The 16,654-nt window shown below is 71.5% G+C and carries 13 protein-coding genes; 6 read left to right on the top strand and 7 right to left on the bottom strand.

All coding sequences use genetic code 11. From position 1 onward, the window contains the following. Positions 1-5: 5 nt before the first annotated feature. Positions 6-1,811 carry a 3-hydroxyacyl-CoA dehydrogenase family protein gene (locus tag ACIBU0_RS25270; RefSeq protein WP_398822088.1) on the bottom strand — a complete coding sequence of 602 codons (1,806 nt, stop codon included), beginning with the start codon at positions 1,809-1,811 and terminating at the stop codon, positions 6-8. Positions 1,812-2,212: 401 nt separating this feature from the next. Between ACIBU0_RS25270 and ACIBU0_RS25265 the strand changes: the two genes are divergently transcribed. Beyond that, on the top strand, positions 2,213-2,788 hold the full coding sequence (locus ACIBU0_RS25265) for an adenylosuccinate lyase (RefSeq protein ID WP_398822085.1): 576 nt from the start codon (positions 2,213-2,215) through the stop codon (positions 2,786-2,788). On the opposite strand, the gene ACIBU0_RS25260 is transcribed toward ACIBU0_RS25265, so the two are convergent. The 4 genes from ACIBU0_RS25260 to ACIBU0_RS25245 all read right to left on the bottom strand — a co-directional run bounded on the left by ACIBU0_RS25260 (position 2,712) and on the right by ACIBU0_RS25245 (position 6,583). Further along, complete coding sequence (locus ACIBU0_RS25260; protein ID WP_398822082.1) at positions 2,712-3,308, bottom strand: GNAT family N-acetyltransferase; 597 nt, start codon at positions 3,306-3,308, stop codon at positions 2,712-2,714. The genes ACIBU0_RS25265 and ACIBU0_RS25260 overlap by 77 nt on opposite strands. A gap of 40 nt (positions 3,309-3,348) precedes the next feature. Continuing rightward, positions 3,349-3,747, bottom strand: coding sequence for a RidA family protein (locus ACIBU0_RS25255; RefSeq protein WP_398822080.1), 399 nt, complete (start codon positions 3,745-3,747; stop codon positions 3,349-3,351). An 85-nt stretch (positions 3,748-3,832) separates the two neighbouring features. Next, positions 3,833-5,410 carry an alpha/beta hydrolase gene (locus tag ACIBU0_RS25250; RefSeq protein WP_398822077.1) on the bottom strand — a complete coding sequence of 526 codons (1,578 nt, stop codon included), beginning with the start codon at positions 5,408-5,410 and terminating at the stop codon, positions 3,833-3,835. 135 nt (positions 5,411-5,545) lie between these two features. Further along, positions 5,546-6,583: an Rv2578c family radical SAM protein gene (locus ACIBU0_RS25245; protein ID WP_398822074.1), complete on the bottom strand. Its 1,038-nt coding sequence runs from the start codon at positions 6,581-6,583 to the stop codon at positions 5,546-5,548. A 191-nt stretch (positions 6,584-6,774) separates the two neighbouring features. Here ACIBU0_RS25245 and ACIBU0_RS25240 point away from each other — a divergent pair, with 191 nt between their 5' ends. From ACIBU0_RS25240 to ACIBU0_RS25225, 4 genes are all read left to right on the top strand, one after another. After that, on the top strand, positions 6,775-7,218 hold the full coding sequence (locus tag ACIBU0_RS25240) for an SRPBCC family protein (RefSeq protein ID WP_398822071.1): 444 nt from the start codon (positions 6,775-6,777) through the stop codon (positions 7,216-7,218). Between the two features lie 145 nt (positions 7,219-7,363). Further along, positions 7,364-9,763 carry an MFS transporter gene (locus ACIBU0_RS25235; RefSeq protein ID WP_398822068.1) on the top strand — a complete coding sequence of 800 codons (2,400 nt, stop codon included), beginning with the start codon at positions 7,364-7,366 and terminating at the stop codon, positions 9,761-9,763. 108 nt (positions 9,764-9,871) lie between these two features. Then, entirely contained in the window at positions 9,872-12,307 is a 2,436-nt protein-coding gene (locus tag ACIBU0_RS25230; protein WP_398822065.1) for a SpoIIE family protein phosphatase, read from the top strand. A 153-nt stretch (positions 12,308-12,460) separates the two neighbouring features. Continuing rightward, on the top strand, positions 12,461-13,186 hold the full coding sequence (locus ACIBU0_RS25225) for a class I SAM-dependent methyltransferase (RefSeq protein WP_398822063.1): 726 nt from the start codon (positions 12,461-12,463) through the stop codon (positions 13,184-13,186). Positions 13,187-13,463: 277 nt separating this feature from the next. Here the strand turns inward: ACIBU0_RS25225 and ACIBU0_RS25220 are convergent, their stop codons facing one another. Beyond that, complete coding sequence (locus tag ACIBU0_RS25220) at positions 13,464-14,960, bottom strand: APC family permease (protein ID WP_398822061.1); 1,497 nt, start codon at positions 14,958-14,960, stop codon at positions 13,464-13,466. A 276-nt stretch (positions 14,961-15,236) separates the two neighbouring features. Further along, the gene (locus tag ACIBU0_RS25215) at positions 15,237-15,833 is read right to left on the bottom strand and encodes a TetR/AcrR family transcriptional regulator (protein WP_398822059.1); all 597 of its coding nucleotides are present in this window, start codon (positions 15,831-15,833) and stop codon (positions 15,237-15,239) included. Between the two features lie 135 nt (positions 15,834-15,968). Here ACIBU0_RS25215 and ACIBU0_RS25210 point away from each other — a divergent pair, with 135 nt between their 5' ends. Continuing rightward, positions 15,969-16,616, top strand: a complete 648-nt coding sequence (locus ACIBU0_RS25210) for a peroxiredoxin-like family protein (protein WP_398822057.1) — start codon at positions 15,969-15,971, stop codon at positions 16,614-16,616. Positions 16,617-16,654 lie beyond the last annotated feature (38 nt).

The raw sequence follows: 16,654 nt of genomic DNA, 5'->3' as shown, positions 1-16,654 counted from the left end.
TGCCGTCAGCGGCGGGCATATTCGCGGAAGCCGCGGCCGGTCTTGCGGCCGAGGCAGCCCGCGGCCACCAGGTGCTCCAGCAGCGGCGCCGGAGCGAGGCCCGGGTCCCGGAACTCGCGGTGCAGGACCTTCTCGATCGCGAGGGAGACATCGAGCCCGACGACGTCCAGCAGCTCGAACGGCCCCATCGGGTAGCCGCCGCCCAGCTTCATCGCCGCGTCGATGTCGTCGAGCGACGCGTAGTGCTCCTGCACCATCTTGATCGCGTTGTTCAGGTACGGGAACAGCAGCGCGTTGACGATGAAGCCCGCACGGTCACCGCAGTCCACGGCGTGCTTCTTGATCTTCGCGCAGACCTCGCGGACCGTCGCGTGGACGTCGTCGGCCGTCAGCACCGTACGGACGACCTCGACCAGCTTCATCGCCGGCGCCGGGTTGAAGAAGTGCATGCCGATCACGTCCTGCGGACGCGAGGTGGCGCGGGCGCAGGCGACGACGGGCAGGGACGACGTGGTCGTGGCGAGCACCGCGCCCGGCTTGCAGACCTTGTCCAGCGTCGCGAAGAGCTGCCGCTTGATCTCCAGGTCCTCGGCGACGGCCTCGACGGCCAGATCGACGTCGGCGAAGGCGTCGTAGGAACCCGCCGGAGTGATCAGGTCCAGGGTCTGCGCGGCGGCCTCGGCGGTCATCCGCCCCTTGTCGACAGAGCGAGAAAGGGACTTGCCGATACGGGCCTTCGCGGTCTGTGCCTTCTCCTCGCTGCGGGCGGCCAGCACGACCTCGTACCCGGCCTTGGCGAAGACCTCGGCGATCCCGGACGCCATGGTGCCGGAGCCCGCGACGCCGACCGAGCGGACCGTACGGCCGGCGGCCGCGGTGTCCGCGGAGGCGGGCGTCAGGGAGTCCGCCACGACCGTGGCGCTGCCGGGTGCCTCGTACGTGTAGAAGCCACGGCCCGACTTGCGGCCCGTCAGGCCCGCCTCGCTGAGCTGCTTGAGGATGGGCGCGGGGGCGTGCAGCCGGTCGCGGGACTCGGCGTACATGGCCTCCAGGACCGTGCGGGCCGTGTCGATGCCGATGAGGTCGAGCAGCGCCAGCGGGCCCATCGGCAGGCCGCAGCCCAGCCGCATCGCGGCGTCGATGTCCTCGCGGGAGGCGTACTTCGCCTCGTACATCGCGGCGGCCTGGTTGAGGTAGCCGAACAGCAGCCCGTCGGCGACGAAACCGGGCCGGTCGCCGACCGCCACGGGCTCCTTGCCCAGTTCGAGGGCCAGGTCGGTGACCGCGGCGACCGCGGCGGGGGCGGTCAGCACCGAGGAGACGACCTCGACCAGCCGCATCGCCGGCGCCGGGTTGAAGAAGTGCAGGCCGAGCACGCGCTCGGGGCGGGCCGAGTCGGCGGCCAGGCGCGTGACCGAGAGGGCGTTGGTGCCGGTGGCCAGGATCGCCTCGGGGCGCACGATCCCGTCCAGCTCGCGGAAGATCTGCTGCTTGATCTCGTACGACTCCGGAGCCACCTCGATGACCAGGTCCGCGTCGGCCGCGGCCCTGAGGTCGGTGAAGGTGCGGACGCGGGCGAGGGCGTCCGCGCGGTCCTGTTCGGTCAGCTTGCCGCGCTCCACGGCACGGGCGGTCGAGGCCTCCAGCGCGGCGACGGACCTGGCGGCCGCGGCCTCGCTGATGTCGATGCCGATGACCTCGCGGCCGGCCTTGGCCAGGACCTCGGTGATACCGGTGCCCATGGTGCCGAGGCCGACGACGGCAACGGTCTTGAGCGGGGACAGAGGGGTGTCGGACAGGGGAGTGGCCATCGCGGACTCCAGGAATGAGGGTGACGACTGGAAGCGCGCCCGGGTGCGCCGAAGAGGGCCCGACCGTCAGTCGAAGCCGAACCAGGAGCGCACCGGATGCGGTGGAAAATGCGGGTGTTGCCGGGCTGCGAGCGCACACGCCCGGTGCCGTCGCTGCGGACGTGCACACGTCCGAGGAGCGGTGATGACCGACCGGCCCTGTCCCGTGGCCGAGTCGTACTGCGGTACTCGATGTACCGAACCGACTGCTTCTCGCGGCGGCTGCGTCACCAGGCCGCCGCAAGGAGTTCGCGAGTGGGTAACTCGCTCGTATGAGCTTAACCAGTGGGTAACGAGCACGCCAGTCCCCGAGTTTGTGATGTAGGTCCCGATCGCCGGTGGACCCCTCTACGCTCGCCTTCATGGACGAAGAGTTGCGATCACTCACGGAGCGCTTACGGCAGGAGTCCGGGGCGTCGGCCGCGTACGACCGCCTCGCCGCGACCGAGGACCCCGACGAACTGGCGGATGTGCTCACCGCGCCCGGGCAGCCGCTGTGGGCCCGGGAGCTGGCCGCGTTCCGGCTGGGCCTCGCCGGGGACCGCCGGGCCTTCGAGTCACTCGTCCTCCTCCTGAACCACCGCGACCCCCAGCGCTGTGCCTCCGCCGCCCACGCCCTCGCCCGCCTCGGCGACCCGCGCACGGCCCGCGCGGCCGCCGCCCTCGCCACCAACGAGCTCCGCGTCGCCTACGCCCTGCACCCGGTCCGGCTCCTGGTCGAACTGGGCGCCCCCGAGGCGGTCCCGGCACTGATCACCACCCTGGAGCGACGCCTGCGGCCCCACGACCCCTACCGCCGAGTGGCCCTCGCCTGCGTGGAGGGCCTGGGCACCCTCGGCGACCCCCGAGCCAGACGCGTCCTCAACGAGGCCCTGGCCCACCCGGCCCTCGCGGAGGCAGCGGTGCGGGCGCTGGCGGGGATTCCCGGGCCTCGTTGAGCGTGCGCACGTACCGCACTTCGGGAACCGGGACGCCGTCCACCTCGAACGGGTCCTCGGCGCCGTCGGCCTCGAAGCCCGCCCGTTCGTAGAAGCGGCGGGCGCGAGCGTTGCCTTGGAGGACCCACAGGTACATGCGCTCGTGGCCGCGGGCCGTGCGGTTCCACAGGGCCTCCAGCAACAGGGCGTGCCCGATGCCGGTGCCGTACCGCCGTGGGTCCACGTACAGGGCGTACAACTCGGCGTCGTGGGTGCGGACTTCACCGTCCCGGTACGGCCCGTGGCAAGCCCAGCCCGCGATCTCGCCGTCCCACTCCGCGACGAGGTTCACGACGCTGCCGTCTCCCTGCGCGAAGCGGGCACGATGCCGCTCGGCGTCCCTCGGCCCGCTCATCGCGTCGAGGTACGACCGCGGAACCAGACCCTGGTAGGCGCTCCGCCAGCCGCGCACACGGATCTCGGCCACGCGTTCGCAGTCGGCGGGGGCCATGGGGCGGATGAGAAGGCGATCGTCGTCCATGGCGGCACCCTAGGCACCGCCCGCCCGCACAGCCTCCCCATTATCCGCCCACCACCGCGAACGCCTCCACCTCCATCAGGAACTCCGGCCGTACCAGCCCCGCCACCTGCACCGCCGACGCGGCCGGCAGCCGGTCGTCGGGTATGTGCTCGGCGCGGGCCTCCCGGATCGCGGGCATGTGCGTCATGTCCGTGACGAAGTAGGTGAGCTTGACGACGTCGTCGAAGGTCGCCCCGGCCGCGGCCAGACAGCGTTTCAGGTTCTCGAAGACCTGGCGGGCCTGGGTCGCCGGGTCGCCCTCACCGACGAGCCTGCCGTCCCCGTCCAGGGGGAGCTGGCCGGAGACGGCGACGAAGCGGCCCGTGCCGAGCACGACGTGCGTGTACTGGGCGGCGGGGGCGACTCCGTCGGGGGCGGGGATCCTCGTCAGCTCACTCATGCGTCCATGGTGGACCATGGGTCTGACAACGCCCCCGACGGGCCGTCAGGCGGGCAGGCGTGCAAGGGATCGGGCCGTCAGGGGCTCAATGGCGGAAGCCCAGCAGCGCGTGCAGTTCCGCGCCCTGCGGCGCCGTCGGCGCGACCTTGGCGTTCCGCGGCTTCGGATCCGGCTGCGCCTCGCACACCGCGTCGACCTCGCCCGTGCCGCGCGGCACCGTGCCGTCGGCGAGGTAGGCCGTGAGGTGCCTGTCCAGGCAGGTGTTCCCGCCCAGCGTGATGCCGTGGTTGCCGCCGCCGCGCTCGACCACCAGGCTGGAGCGGGCCACCTGCCGGTGGACGGTGACGGCGCCCTGGTAGGGGGTGGCGGCGTCGTCGGTCGCCTGGAACAGCAGCATCGGCGGCAGCTTGCCGTTGCCGACGTCCACCGAGTCGAGCGACGACGTCGGCCAGAACGCGCACGGCGCGTTGTACCAGGCGTTGTTCCAGGTCATGAACGGTGCCTTCGCGTACACGGCCCAGTTGTCCGCCCGCCACTGGCGCCAGTCGCGCGGCCAGGCGGCGTCACGGCACTGCACCGAGGCGTAGACGCTGTAACCGTTGTCGGCGGCCGCGTCGGCGGCGCCGAAGTCCTCGTACGCCTCGACCAGCGGATCGGCGTCCTTGCCGGTCACGTACGCCGCGAACGCCTCGGCGAGCTGGGGCCAGTAGCCGTTGTAGTAGCCGCCGGGCAGGAAGGTGTCCTCCAGTTCGGAGGCGCCCACCTTGCCGTCGGCCGGCTTCCTGGCCAGGGCCGCCCGCATCGAGTACCACTTCGCCTCGACCCTCGCCGGATCGGTGCCGAGTCTGTACGTCGTGTGGTGCTTGGCCACCCATGCCAGGAAGGCCCGGTGGCGGTCGTTGAAGGCGACGTCCTGCGCGAGGTTGTCCTCCTGCCAGACGCCGGTCGGGTCGACGACCGAGTCCAGGACCGCCCGCCGCACCCGCTCCGGGAAGAGCTTGGCGTAGACCGCGCCGAGATAGGTGCCGTACGAGTAGCCGAAGTAATTGATCTTCTTCGCGCCCAGGGCGGCGCGGATCCGGTCCATGTCGCGCACGGCGCTGGTCGTGTTGATGTACGGCAGCACGCGCGCGTACTTGTCGGCACAGGCCCGCGCGAAGGACTGGACGCGCTGGAGGTTGGCCTTCTCGACGCGCGGTGTGCCGGGCACGGAGTCCGGGCGCACGGGGGCGAAGTAGCCGGGCTCGCAGTCGAGGGCGGGGGTGCTCTTGCCGACACCGCGCGGGTCGAATCCGATGACGTCGTACTGGGCCGCCACTGCTCTGGGGAGTGCGGAGGCGACGAAGCCGGCGAGTGTGCGCCCGCTGCCGCCGGGGCCGCCGGGGTTGACCAGCAGCGGGCCCTGGTACGTCTTGGCGGTGTGCGGGACGCGGGACAGCGCGAGTGTGATCTGCCGCCCGTTCGGGCGAGTGTGGTCGAGTGGCACCTCGAGGGACGCGCACTGGAGCGTCGGGTACTTCTCGGTGCCGCACTTCTTCCAGGTGAGGCGTGCGGCGTGAGCGACGTCCGCGGTGTGCGGGGTGCCGGCCCCCGCGGGGACGGCGGTCACGGTCCCGGCCACGACGGCGGCGGCGCCGCACAGTACGGCTGCGCGTTTTCTCATCGGGTCCTCCCAGGACGGAGGGGCGCGGACCGCGAGTGCCACGGTCCTGGCCGCATCGTCCCGGAGAGGGGGCCCGAAAGAACTCGTTCTGTTAATACTTGACCCGATTGGGTCGGATATGCGCTCTCATGCTCGTCAAATGAGCGAGAGTTGGGTGGGTTCGGTCATCGCGGGCTCGGTCGGCTCCGGCTCGGGGACCCGCCGGGGCATGGCCGCGCGCGTGGGACCGATGCCGTACTCCTGCGCCAGGTCGTGGACCTGACGGGTGATCCGGCGCTGGTACCACTTGGGCGCGTAGGCGCCGTCCGCGTAGAGCCGCTCGTAACGGCGCACCAGATGCGGGTGGTGGTGGCCCAGCCAGGCCATGAACCACTCGCGGGCCCCGGGCCGCAGATGCAGCACCAGCGGTGTCACGGAGGTGGCCCCGGACGCGGCGATCGACCGCACGGTGTCCCGCAGTTGGGCCGGATGGTCGCTCAGGAACGGAATCACCGGCGCCATCAGCACACCGCACCCGAGCCCGTGCTCGGTCAGGGTCCGTACGACGTCCAGGCGCCGCTCGGGCGCGGGTGTGCCCGGCTCCACGGTGCGCCACAGCTCGCGGTCGGTGAAGCCGACGGAGACCGAGATGCCGACGTCCGTCACCTCGGCGGACTGCTTCAGCAGGTCCAGGTCGCGCAGGATCAGTGTGCCCTTGGTCAGGATCGAGTAGGGGTTGGCGTGGTCCCGCAGTGCGGCGAGGATGCCCGGCATCAGGCGATAGCGGCCCTCCGCGCGCTGGTAGCAGTCGACGTTCGTGCCCATCGCTATGTGCTCGCCCTGCCAGCGGCGCGAGGAGAGCTGGCGGCGCAGCAGCTCCGGCGCGTTCACCTTGACCACGATCTGGGAGTCGAAGCCGAGGCCCGTGTCGAGGTCCAGGTAGCTGTGGGTCTTGCGGGCGAAGCAGTACACGCACGCGTGCGTGCAGCCCCGATAGGGGTTGACCGTCCACTCGAAGGGCATGCGCGAGGCGCCCGGCACCCGGTTGATGATCGAGCGGGCCCGGATCTCGTGGAACGTGATCCCGGCGAACTCGGGCGTGTCGAAGGTGCGGGTGACCACGGCGTCCGCGCCGAACAGCGCGGCGTCGGCCCGGCTGTGGTCGGACTCCAGGGTGAGGTTCTCCCAGCGCATGACGCCTCCTCGGTAGCACTGACCCAAGAATAGAACACATGTTCCCTTGATCGTGCGACCTCTGTCCCGGCTCTGTTTTCGATCAGTGTGCGACCGCTTCGGAAGCCGATCGGGACCCCGATTTGGGCGGTCCGGGAGCGGGGTGGTTGGCTTGCCCCAACCCCCGAGAAACCATGTCCTGGAGGAAGTCAATGGCGCAGGTCGAGGCCACTACGGAGCGGGTCGTCGCGGCGGACGCGGAGAAGGTGTTCGACGCCCTCGCCGACTACAGCGGCACCCGGCAGCAGCTGCTGCCCGAGCACTTCAGCGAGTACGAGGTGCGCGAGGGCGGCGACGGCGAGGGCACCCTCGTCCATTGGAAGCTCCAGGCCACCAGCAAGCGGGTCCGCGACTGCCTCCTGGAGGTCAGCGAGCCCACCGACGGCGAGCTCGTCGAGAAGGATCGCAACTCCTCCATGGTCACCACCTGGCGTGTCACCCCGGCCGGTGAGGGCAGGTCCCGGGTCGTCGTCACCACCACCTGGCAGGGCGCCGGTGGTATCGGCGGCTTCTTCGAGCGGACCTTCGCCCCCAAGGGGCTCGGCCGGATCTACGACGCCGTGCTCACCAAGCTCGCCGCCGAGGTCGAGAAGTAAGTCCCAGGTGTCCGGAGGGCGTTGATCTGCTCACCGGATCGAGTGGATCTGCCCGCGTCGTACCTGTCTGCCGTAACTCGTCGTGCTTGCTCGCAGTTGTCGCTTTACGCGGCAATTGCGCGGGTACGACGAGGGGAGCGGACACGTGGGCGGGACCACACTGGTGCAGGACGAACGGCTGGGCGATCCGGCCGAACCGCACCCGCCGACCCCTGAACCCGCACCCGTCCAGGCCGCCCCACTCGGCCCCCGCCGGGTGCGGCTGGTCTTCGCCGGGCTGATGCTCGCGCTGCTGCTGGCCGCGCTCGAGCAGATGATCGTCGCCACCGCCCTGCCGAAGATCGTCGGCGAGCTGCACGGCCTGGACAAGATGTCCTGGGCGATCACCGCCTACCTGCTCACCGCCACCATCGGCCTGCCGATCTACGGCAAACTCGGCGATCTCCTCGGCCGCAAGGGCGTCTTCCAGTTCGCGATCGTCGTCTTCGTCGCCGGCTCCGCACTCGCCGGGCGGGCCGGGACCATGGACCAGCTCATCGCCTACCGCGCGATTCAGGGCGTCGGCGCGGGCGGGCTCCTGATCGGCGTCCAGGCGATCATCGCCGACATCGTGCCCGTCCGGGAGCGCGGCCGTTTCATGGGCCTGATCGGCGCCGCGTTCGGCCTTGCCTCCGTCGCCGGGCCGCTGCTGGGGGGCTACTTCACGGACCACCTCTCCTGGAGGTGGTGCTTCTACATCAACGTCCCCTTCGGCCTCGTCACCCTGGCCGTGGTCGCCGTCGTCCTGAAACTGCCGAAGCCCCGGGCCAGGCCCCGGATCGACGTCCTCGGCTCCCTGCTGCTCGCGGCCGCCTCCACCTGCCTGGTCCTGCTGACCAGTTGGGGCGGCAGCGAGTACGCCTGGGACTCCCGCGTCATCCTCGGCCTCGGCGCCGGAGCGGCCGTCGCCACCGTCCTCTTCCTCGTCGCCGAGCACTTCGCCGCCGAACCCCTCATCCCCCTGCGGCTGTTCAGGGACTCCGTCTTCAACACCACCGGCCTCGTCGGCCTCGTGATCGGCGTCGCCCTCTTCGGCGCGGCCAGCTATCTGCCGACCTACCTGCAGATGGTCGACGGAGCCACGGCCACCGAGTCGGGACTGTTGATGCTGCCGATGATGGGCGGCATCGTCGGCGCCTCGATCGTCTGCGGCCAGCTCATCAGCCTCACCGGCCGCTACAAGATCTACCCCGTGCTCGGCAGCGCCCTCTCGGCCGTCGGCATGTGGCTGCTGTCCCGCCTCGAAGCAGACACGCCCCGGCTGCACTACAGCCTCTGGATGGCCGTACTCGGCGCGGGCATCGGCATGGTGATGCCGGTGCTGATCCTCGCCGTGCAGAACTCCGTGCGCCCCACCGACCTCGGCACCGCCACCAGCGCCAACAACTACTTCCGGCAGATCGGCGGCAGCGTCGGCGCCGCGGTCTTCGGCGCCCTCTTCGCCGGGCGGCTCTCGGACGCGCTCGCCGAACGGCTGCCCACGCGCGCGGGCGCCGAACTGCCCGACCCCGAGTCCCTCACCCCGCAGCTCGTCCACGCCATGCCCCAGGCCCTGCGCGACGGCTACATCCGGGCCTACGCCGACGCGATGCCGCGCATCTTCCTCTACCTGGTGCCGGTGCTGGTCCTCGGCCTGCTCATCGCCTTCTTCCTCAAGGAGAAACCGCTGGTGTCCCACAACGCCCCGGCCCCGGAAACGGAATCGGAGCCGGTGAACACCCCGATCCCGCCCGCCCGTTCGCCGTACACCGGCTCGGTCCCCGTCCGCGGCGCGGTGCAGCACCCCGACGGCACCGTCGTACCGCGCGCAGCACTCACGCTCATCGACATCGGCGGGCAGCAGATCGGGCGCGGCGCGAGCGGCGCGGACGGGCGGTACGTGCTGGCCACACCGGGCCCGGGGGCGTATGTGCTGATCGCCGCGGCGGGCGGCCACCAGCCGCAGGCCGTCTCCGTGACCGTCGGCGAACGTCCCGTCGAACTGGACATCGTCCTCGGCGGCGCCGGACGCCTCGCCGGGAAGGTGCTCACCCCGGACGGTGCGCCCGTGGACGCCACCGTCACGCTCACCAACGTGCAGGGTGAGGTCGTCGCCACCACCCGCAGCGGCCGCGAAGGCGGCTATGTCATCACCGAGCTGGTCGCCGGCGAGTACACCCTCGCCGCGAGCTCCCCGGCCTTCCGCCCGGCCGCCGTCCCCGTCACCGTGAAGGCGGCCCGCGAGACCCGCCAGGACATCGAACTCGCCGGAGGCGCCCTGCTGCGCGGCACAGTGCGGGCGGGCGGCGGGCGGCCCGTCGAGGACGCGCGCGTGACCCTCCTCGACGCGGCCGGCAACGTCCTGGACACGCTCACCACCGGGCCCGACGGCACCTTCCGGTTCGGCGACCTGGCCACCGGCGAGTACACCGTCATCGCCACGGGCTACCCGCCGGTCGCCACGGTGCTCCAGGTCGCCGGAGGAGGCCGTACGGAACGCGACCTTCAGCTCGGGCACGAGGACTGAGCCGCCGTCACATCAATTCCCGTATTGCCGCACATCACCTCCGCCAGGAGCCGTACGGTGGAGCAGGCGGCAGATCTTGCGGAGCCGTGGGGAGAGAGGGCCTGGGCCATGGACCGTGGCACCGAGAGGGACGGCGCGGGAACGGAACACGCCGCGACCGGCCGGATCCCGCTGGCCGTCGTCGTGGTGGACCGCGAGGGCCTGGTCTCCCACTGGAGCTCCGGCGCACGCCGCCTGTTCGGCGCCGCCAAGGAAGAGGCGATAGGGCGTCCCGCCGTCGATCTGCTGCCCGTCTCCGGAGCCCTGCCCGAGGACGAGGACGTCTCGCCGTACGGTGCCTACGCGGCGTACGACGGTCTCGGCCACGACCTCGAATCGTCCCTCGACGGGCGGCTGTTCTACCCGGCCGCGGGCCGCGCCCGCCTGACCGTGCCCGAGCGTGAGCGCGTCGACGTCCTGTGGTGGGCCTACCCGCTGGTGGGCCCGGGACCGGAGCGGCTGCTGGTGCTCGGCGCCGATGTCGGCGGACTCCAGCAGGACGGGCACGAGGAGGAGGCCCGCTTCGAGCGCGTCGCACCCGGCTTCGCCCTGCACACCGACTTCCCCGGCGCCGAGGAACTCGCCCGCGAACTCCCCGAGATCCTGCCCAGCATGAGCGTCGAGGAGAGCGCCCGCATCGTCGGGCAGGTCCTCGAACTGGGCTATCCCGTCCTGGAGTTCAGCCAGAACGACCGGGTGCCCGTCACGCCCGACTGGGGTGTGCCCCGGCGCGTCGAGCGCAGGGCCCGCCGTGAGCGGGCCGCCCGGGCCGCCGCTCAGGGCCTGCCGTTACCGCACGAGTACGCCGACGACGGCGACGACCTCGAGTACGCCGCCGTCCGCGAACGCCTGGAGTTCCTCAACGAGGTCAGCGGCCGCATCGGCACCTCCCTCGACCTGGCGCAGACCATCATCGAGGTCAGCAAGGCCGTCGTCCCGCGCTTCACCGATGTCGCCGGCACCTATCTGCGCGAACAGGTCGTCGCGGGCGAGGGATTCCCCGACGGTGTGCCGGACACGACCACCATGTGGCACCGGGTCGCCGTCGAGCACACCGACGAACCCGGCCGCTGGGACGACGTCGTACCGGTCGGCGAGGCCATGCCCTTCCCGGCGCACACGCCCTTCTTCCAGTGCATGACCACCGGCGAACCGGTCCTCGTGCCGCGCATCAGCGAGGACATGGGCCACGCCATCGCCTCCCAGTTCGAAAAGCGCGACATCCGGCCCCTCATCACGGGCCGCTCCATGCTGGTCGTACCGCTCAAGGCGCGCACCGTGGTGCTCGGCTTCATGATCCTGCTGCGCCACCCCGAGCGGCCCGTCTTCAACGACATGGACCGCGTCACCGGCGCCGAACTCGCCGCCCGCGCGGGCCTCGTCCTCGACAACGCGCGCATGTACACCTACCAGGAGTCGGTCGCCGAGACCCTCCAGGACAGCATGCTGCCGCACATCCCGCCGCGCAGGGCGGGCTGCGACATCGCCACCCGGTACCTCCCCGGCACCCTCCTCGGACGCGTCGGCGGCGACTGGTTCGATTCCGTCAAACTGCCGGGCGCCCGCACCGCCCTCGTCGTCGGCGACGTCATGGGGCACGGCCTCAACTCCGCCGCGATGATGGGCCAGTTGCGTACGGCCGTGCAGACCATGGCCGCCCTCGACCTGCCGCCCGCCCAGCTGCTGCGCAACCTCGACGACCTCGCCCAGCGCCTCGGCGACACCTATCTCGCGACCTGCCTCTACGCTGTCTACGACCCCATCGCGAGCGAGCTGCACATCGCCAACGCCGGTCACATCCCGCCCGTCCTGGTCCGCGCCGAGGACGGGCGCAGTGAGCTGCTCGACCTGCCCACGGGGGCGCCGATCGGCGTCGGCGGGGTGCCCTTCGAGGCCGTACGCGTGCGCGTGGAGCCCGGCGACCGGATCGTGATGTGCACCGACGGACTGGTCGAGGTGCGCGGCGAGGACATCGGTGTCGGCCTCGCGACCCTGTGCGAGTCCGCCGCCCACCCGGCCGCGTCCATGGACGACGCCTGCGACACGATCATCCGCGCCCTCAACACACGCGGCGGCCGCAAGGACGACGTCGCCCTGCTGATGGCCCGCCTCAACGGCATCGAGCCGGAGGACGTCGCCGAGTGGCGGCTGGCCCTCGACCCGGTGGAGGTCGGCCGGGCCCGCGCCGTCGTCCGCGAACAGCTGCACGACTGGGGACTGGCCAGGCTGGCCGCCGGCGCGGAGCTGATGGTCAGCGAGCTCGTCACCAACGCCGTACGGCACTCCCTCAGCCGCCCCGTCGAACTGCGCCTCGTCCGCGGTGACACGCTGCTGTGCGAGGTGGACGACGACGATCACGACCTGCCGACCCTGCTCAACGCCGGTCCCGGCGACGAGACCGGCCGCGGGCTGCGCGTGGTGAGCACGCTCGCCCGTGAGTGGGGCACCAGCCGTACGAGCGCCGGGAAGACCGTCTGGTTCGAACTCACGCTCCCGCGACGCTGAGCCCCTGTGCCCCTACGGGCGTATGACGGCGTACGAGTATCGAATGCGGAGTGAAGGAACGCGCCACGCGCTTGTGGCCGATACCGGGCCGCGATAAACCGTACTCGCCCGTCACTTCACGACGGGTCGGCATCGTACCCTGGGGAGTCGGTCATGAGCGTGACGAGTCGGTACCGGGACGCCTGGGAGGGCTTCTGGCGGGAGGCCCCCGCGGAACAGGGGGCGGTGTTCTGGGACGCGGAACCGGCCGTGACCGCCGGCCGCCATCTGGCCCTGTTCGACGCCCACCTGACCGAGCCCGGCCTGCCGATGGTGGACCTCGGCTGCGGCAACGGCACCCAGACCCGTTTCCTCGCCGACCGCTTCCCGCGCGTCGTCGGCACCGACCTGTCCGTCGCCGCCCTCGACCACGCCCGGCTCGCCGACCCCGCCGGGCAGGCGACGTACCGGTTGTTCGACGCCGTGGAGAAGACCGAGGCCGAGACGCTGCACGCCGAACTCGGCGACGCCAACGTCTATATGCGGGGGGTGCTGCACCAAGCCGAGCCCGACGACCGCCAGCTGATGGTGGACGCGATCGCCACGCTGGTCGGGGAACGCGGCCGGGCCTTCCTCGTCGAGCTGTCCGAGGCCGCCAAGCCCGTCCTGATCGGCCTCGCCCAGAGCCCGGCGGGCCCGCCGCCCAAGCTCGCGCCCGTCTTCCGGCACGGCATCGCACCCGGCGAGGTGGCCGACGCGGCGGTGCCGGAGTATCTGCGCGCGGCCGGGCTCACCGTCCTCGCCGGCGGCGAACTACCGCTGATCACCACGGAGTACGGACCCGACGGCACGCGCATCGAGCTGCCGTCGAGGTGGGTGGTGGCGGGCCGGACGGCGTGACACCGCCGGCCCTCCGGCACGGGGTTCGCAGGTCGGAGGGCCGATCGCCTTGTCCGTCGATCGTGTCCAGCCGGACGTGGGGCTGAAGATGGCCGGCGGGCTGGAGCCCGTGGGCGCTGTCGACGGCCTGCTACAGATTCCCGGAATCGGTAGGACGCCGGCGGGTTGAACCGGCGGGTGGTGGACCTGGAGGACAGAGTGCCGGCGGGACACGGGCCCTGGAGGCCGTTGGTGATCGGCATCCTGGTCGACCGGATTCACAAGGCCTGAGGGTTCCTCAAGGCCCCTCGTCCCCGTGCACGAGACGGGGGTCGACCACCCCCGGGCGTTCCGCCCAGAAGACGGGGGACACCAGGCGCCGCACGACCATGAGGACCACCCCCGCGAGGGCGATGCCGATGGCGATGACCAAGGGCGGGCCGAGGCCGAACCACGAGACGCCGCTGTAGGAGTTGGCGGGATCGGACATGTCGGAGACCGACTCCACCAGCAGCCAGGCCAGCAGCCCGGCACCCACCAGCGGGCCGAGGCCGATGAGGACGAAGTGGTGCAGGCTCTCGGTCAGATGGCGGCGGTAGTAGACGGCACACGCGAGGCCCGTGAGCGCGTAGTAGAACGCGATCAGCAGGGACAGCGCCGTGAGCGAGTCGAAGAGGGCGTCGGCGCTGATCCGATTGACGGCGAGGTACCAGGCCACGGCGATGCCGGCCACCCACCACGTACTCACATCCGGGGTGCGGAACCGGGCCTGGATGTGGGCGAGGTGCGCCGGCAGCGCGTGCCGGCGTGCCATGGACAGCGCCGTGCGCGAGGCGGGGATGATCGTCGTCTGCGTCGATGCCAGCGCGGACGTCGAGACCGCCAGCAGCACGACCCAGTCCCAGTCGCCCATCGCCTCCCCGGCGAGGAGGGCGAAGACGAACTCCTCCTCCCCGGCGTTCTCGGCCAGGTATCCTGGTCCGGCATAGGCCACGACCGCGAAGGTGACCGACACATAGGTCACCAGGAGCACGACCGTCGACCATACGGCCGCCTTGCCGGGAGCGGTGGCGGAGTTCTCGACCTCCTCGGTGAGATTCACCGCCGACTCCCAGCCCCAGTAGACGAACACGCCCAGCAGCAGGCCCGCTGTCAGCTCGGCTCCGCCGGCCCCGAAGGGGTTCAGCCAGCCGAACGACGGGTCGACGGAGCCGAGCGTGCCGGTGCCGGCGTACACCCGCCGGAGCGCGACCACGGCGAAGGCGAGCAGGCAGGCGACCTGCGCGAGGATGAGGGCGTTCTGCACCCTGGCCGACACCTCCGTGCCGATGACGCACAAGGCCGTCATCACGAGGATGAGCAGCACCGTGAGCGACTGGCGTACGACGTCGTCGGTGGCCCAGCTGTCGAGGCCCACGGCGAGCAGGGCGAAGGTCACGGCGACGTCCGCCAGCGATCCGACGACCAGGACCCCGGTCATCGCGACGGCCCATCCGCCCAGCCATCCGGCCCACGGGCCCATCGCGCGGGTGACCCACGAGAAGGTCGTCCCGCAGTCCTGGTCGACCTTGTTGAGGTGGTAGAACGCCGATGCGATCAGCAGCATCGGCACGAACGACGCGACCATCACGCCGGGGGCGTGGACACCCACGAGCGCCACCACCGGGCCGATGGCCGCGGCCAGCGAGTAGGCGGGCGAGGTGGAGTTGAGCCCGATGACGAGAGCGTCGACGAACCCGATCGCATCGGCCTTCAGGCCGTCGGGCGGGCGGGTGTCCGGGATGCCGTCGGCCATGCTCCCTCGCTTCGGTCGTGGGTGACCTCATGAAACAGTGAGCCGTCGGGCCCGCCGGGGCTTTGGCGTACGGCCGCGGGACGCGTCACCCGTGTGCAGCTCCTGCTGGTCCTCACCGACCCGGGCCACATGACCGTCCGTGCCGTAGCAGCACGGCGGGCACGTCCGGTTCCTCGGCGACGTCGAGTCCGCGGCCCTTTTGTGCAGCGGCTCGAGCGCTGGACGCGCGGATCTGGATGACGCGCAGACCTGCCGAGAGGACGGCGCAGGCCGCGATCAGGCGGCCGTGTCTCCGATCGACGTCAGGGCCGCGGTGACCGTGCGCTGCAGCACCGCGGCATCGGCGCCGGCGCGTGAGCGCAGGTTCACGCCGTACGCGAGCACGGCCAGCAGCTCGGCCGCGGTGACGAGGTCGGTGTCCGGGTGCACCCGGCCCCGCGCCTCCGCTGCCACGAGCGCGGTGTGCAGGGCGTCCCGAAGCTGGTCGTGATGCAGGTCGAGGAGGTGGCGGACGTCCGGCGCGGCGTTCTCGGCGCCGGCGTGCGCGTTGGTGACCATGCACCCCCACCGTGCGTACGGTCCCGAGCAGCGCGCATCGATCAGCCCGGCGAAGAACTCCGCGACGGCCGGCAGGCCACGCCCGTCCTCGGCGAGGCGGCGGAACGCCGGCCGGGAGCGGGTCTCGGCGTACCGGCGCAGCGCGGCGAGGTAGAGCTCCTGCTTGCCGCCGAACGTGGCGTACAGGCTGGAGCGGTTGAGCCCGGTCGCGGTGACGACGTCCTGGATCCCGGTGGAGGCGACGCCCTGCCGCCAGAACAGCCGCACCACCTGCTCCAGGGCCGCGTCCGGATCGAAGTGCTTGATGTCCGGCATGCTCCACCCACCATCTTGAAACGAGGGTTCCAAGATATCGCGCGCCTCGCTAGGCTGACCACGCCCATCTTGGAACGCTCGTTCCGAGTTGAAGGCGTTCCCTTTCATGTCCGCGTGCGCCAGGAGGAGCACCCCATGACCCTCGCCGCAGAACTGCGCGCCCTGTACGAGTCCCGCTTCCCACAGCTCCCCGCCGAGGCGCGGGAGACCATGGAACGCGCCGCACAAGAGCTCGCCGACTCGGGGCAGGCCGGCCGTGCCCTGACCGCGGGTGCCCGGGCGCCCCTTTTCAGCCTGCCCTCCGCCACCGGGCGGACCGTTGCGCTGCAGGACCTGCTGGAGCGGGGAGCGGTCGTGTTGACCTTCTACCGCGGCGCCTGGTGCCCGTACTGCAACCTCGCCCTGCGCGCACTCCAGCACCATCACGACGCCATCACCGCCCGCGGGGCCCGCCTCGTGGCCGTCTCCCCGCAGATCCCCGACGAGTCCCTGAGCCTGACCGAGAAGCACGACCTGGCCTTCGACGTCCTCAGCGACGTCGGCTCCGACACCGCCAAGCAGTACGGCCTCGCCTTCGACCTCCCCGACGACCTCGCTGCCGTCTACGACCGGTTCGGCTTCGACCTCCAGCGCGTCAACGGCGGCCACGCCCGCACTCTGCCGCTGCCCGCCACCTACGTCATCGACCGCGACGGCACCATCCGCTGGGCCTTCGCCGACGCCGACTACACCCGGCGTGCCGAACCGGCCGACATCCTCACCGCCCTCGACGCGCTCGACTGACCGCTCGTACCGGCACGGCCGCCGAGCTCTCCGGTCCG

The organism is Streptomyces sp. NPDC049627 (assembly GCF_044465645.1).
Taxonomy (GTDB): domain Bacteria; phylum Actinomycetota; class Actinomycetes; order Streptomycetales; family Streptomycetaceae; genus Streptomyces.
This window is presented reverse-complemented; position numbering and strand designations above follow the sequence as displayed.

Coding starts and splice junctions, on each gene's coding strand:
- ACIBU0_RS25220 (WP_398822061.1), bottom strand. CDS start 14,960: ATGGCCGACGGCATCCCGGACACCCGCCCGCCCGACGGCCTGAAGGCC.
- ACIBU0_RS25265 (WP_398822085.1), top strand. CDS start 2,213: ATGGACGAAGAGTTGCGATCACTCACGGAGCGCTTACGGCAGGAGTCC.
- ACIBU0_RS25240 (WP_398822071.1), top strand. CDS start 6,775: ATGGCGCAGGTCGAGGCCACTACGGAGCGGGTCGTCGCGGCGGACGCG.
- ACIBU0_RS25225 (WP_398822063.1), top strand. CDS start 12,461: ATGAGCGTGACGAGTCGGTACCGGGACGCCTGGGAGGGCTTCTGGCGG.
- ACIBU0_RS25260 (WP_398822082.1), bottom strand. CDS start 3,308: ATGGACGACGATCGCCTTCTCATCCGCCCCATGGCCCCCGCCGACTGC.
- ACIBU0_RS25215 (WP_398822059.1), bottom strand. CDS start 15,833: ATGCCGGACATCAAGCACTTCGATCCGGACGCGGCCCTGGAGCAGGTG.
- ACIBU0_RS25230 (WP_398822065.1), top strand. CDS start 9,872: ATGGACCGTGGCACCGAGAGGGACGGCGCGGGAACGGAACACGCCGCG.
- ACIBU0_RS25210 (WP_398822057.1), top strand. CDS start 15,969: ATGACCCTCGCCGCAGAACTGCGCGCCCTGTACGAGTCCCGCTTCCCA.
- ACIBU0_RS25245 (WP_398822074.1), bottom strand. CDS start 6,583: ATGCGCTGGGAGAACCTCACCCTGGAGTCCGACCACAGCCGGGCCGAC.
- ACIBU0_RS25255 (WP_398822080.1), bottom strand. CDS start 3,747: ATGAGTGAGCTGACGAGGATCCCCGCCCCCGACGGAGTCGCCCCCGCC.
- ACIBU0_RS25250 (WP_398822077.1), bottom strand. CDS start 5,410: ATGAGAAAACGCGCAGCCGTACTGTGCGGCGCCGCCGCCGTCGTGGCC.
- ACIBU0_RS25270 (WP_398822088.1), bottom strand. CDS start 1,811: ATGGCCACTCCCCTGTCCGACACCCCTCTGTCCCCGCTCAAGACCGTT.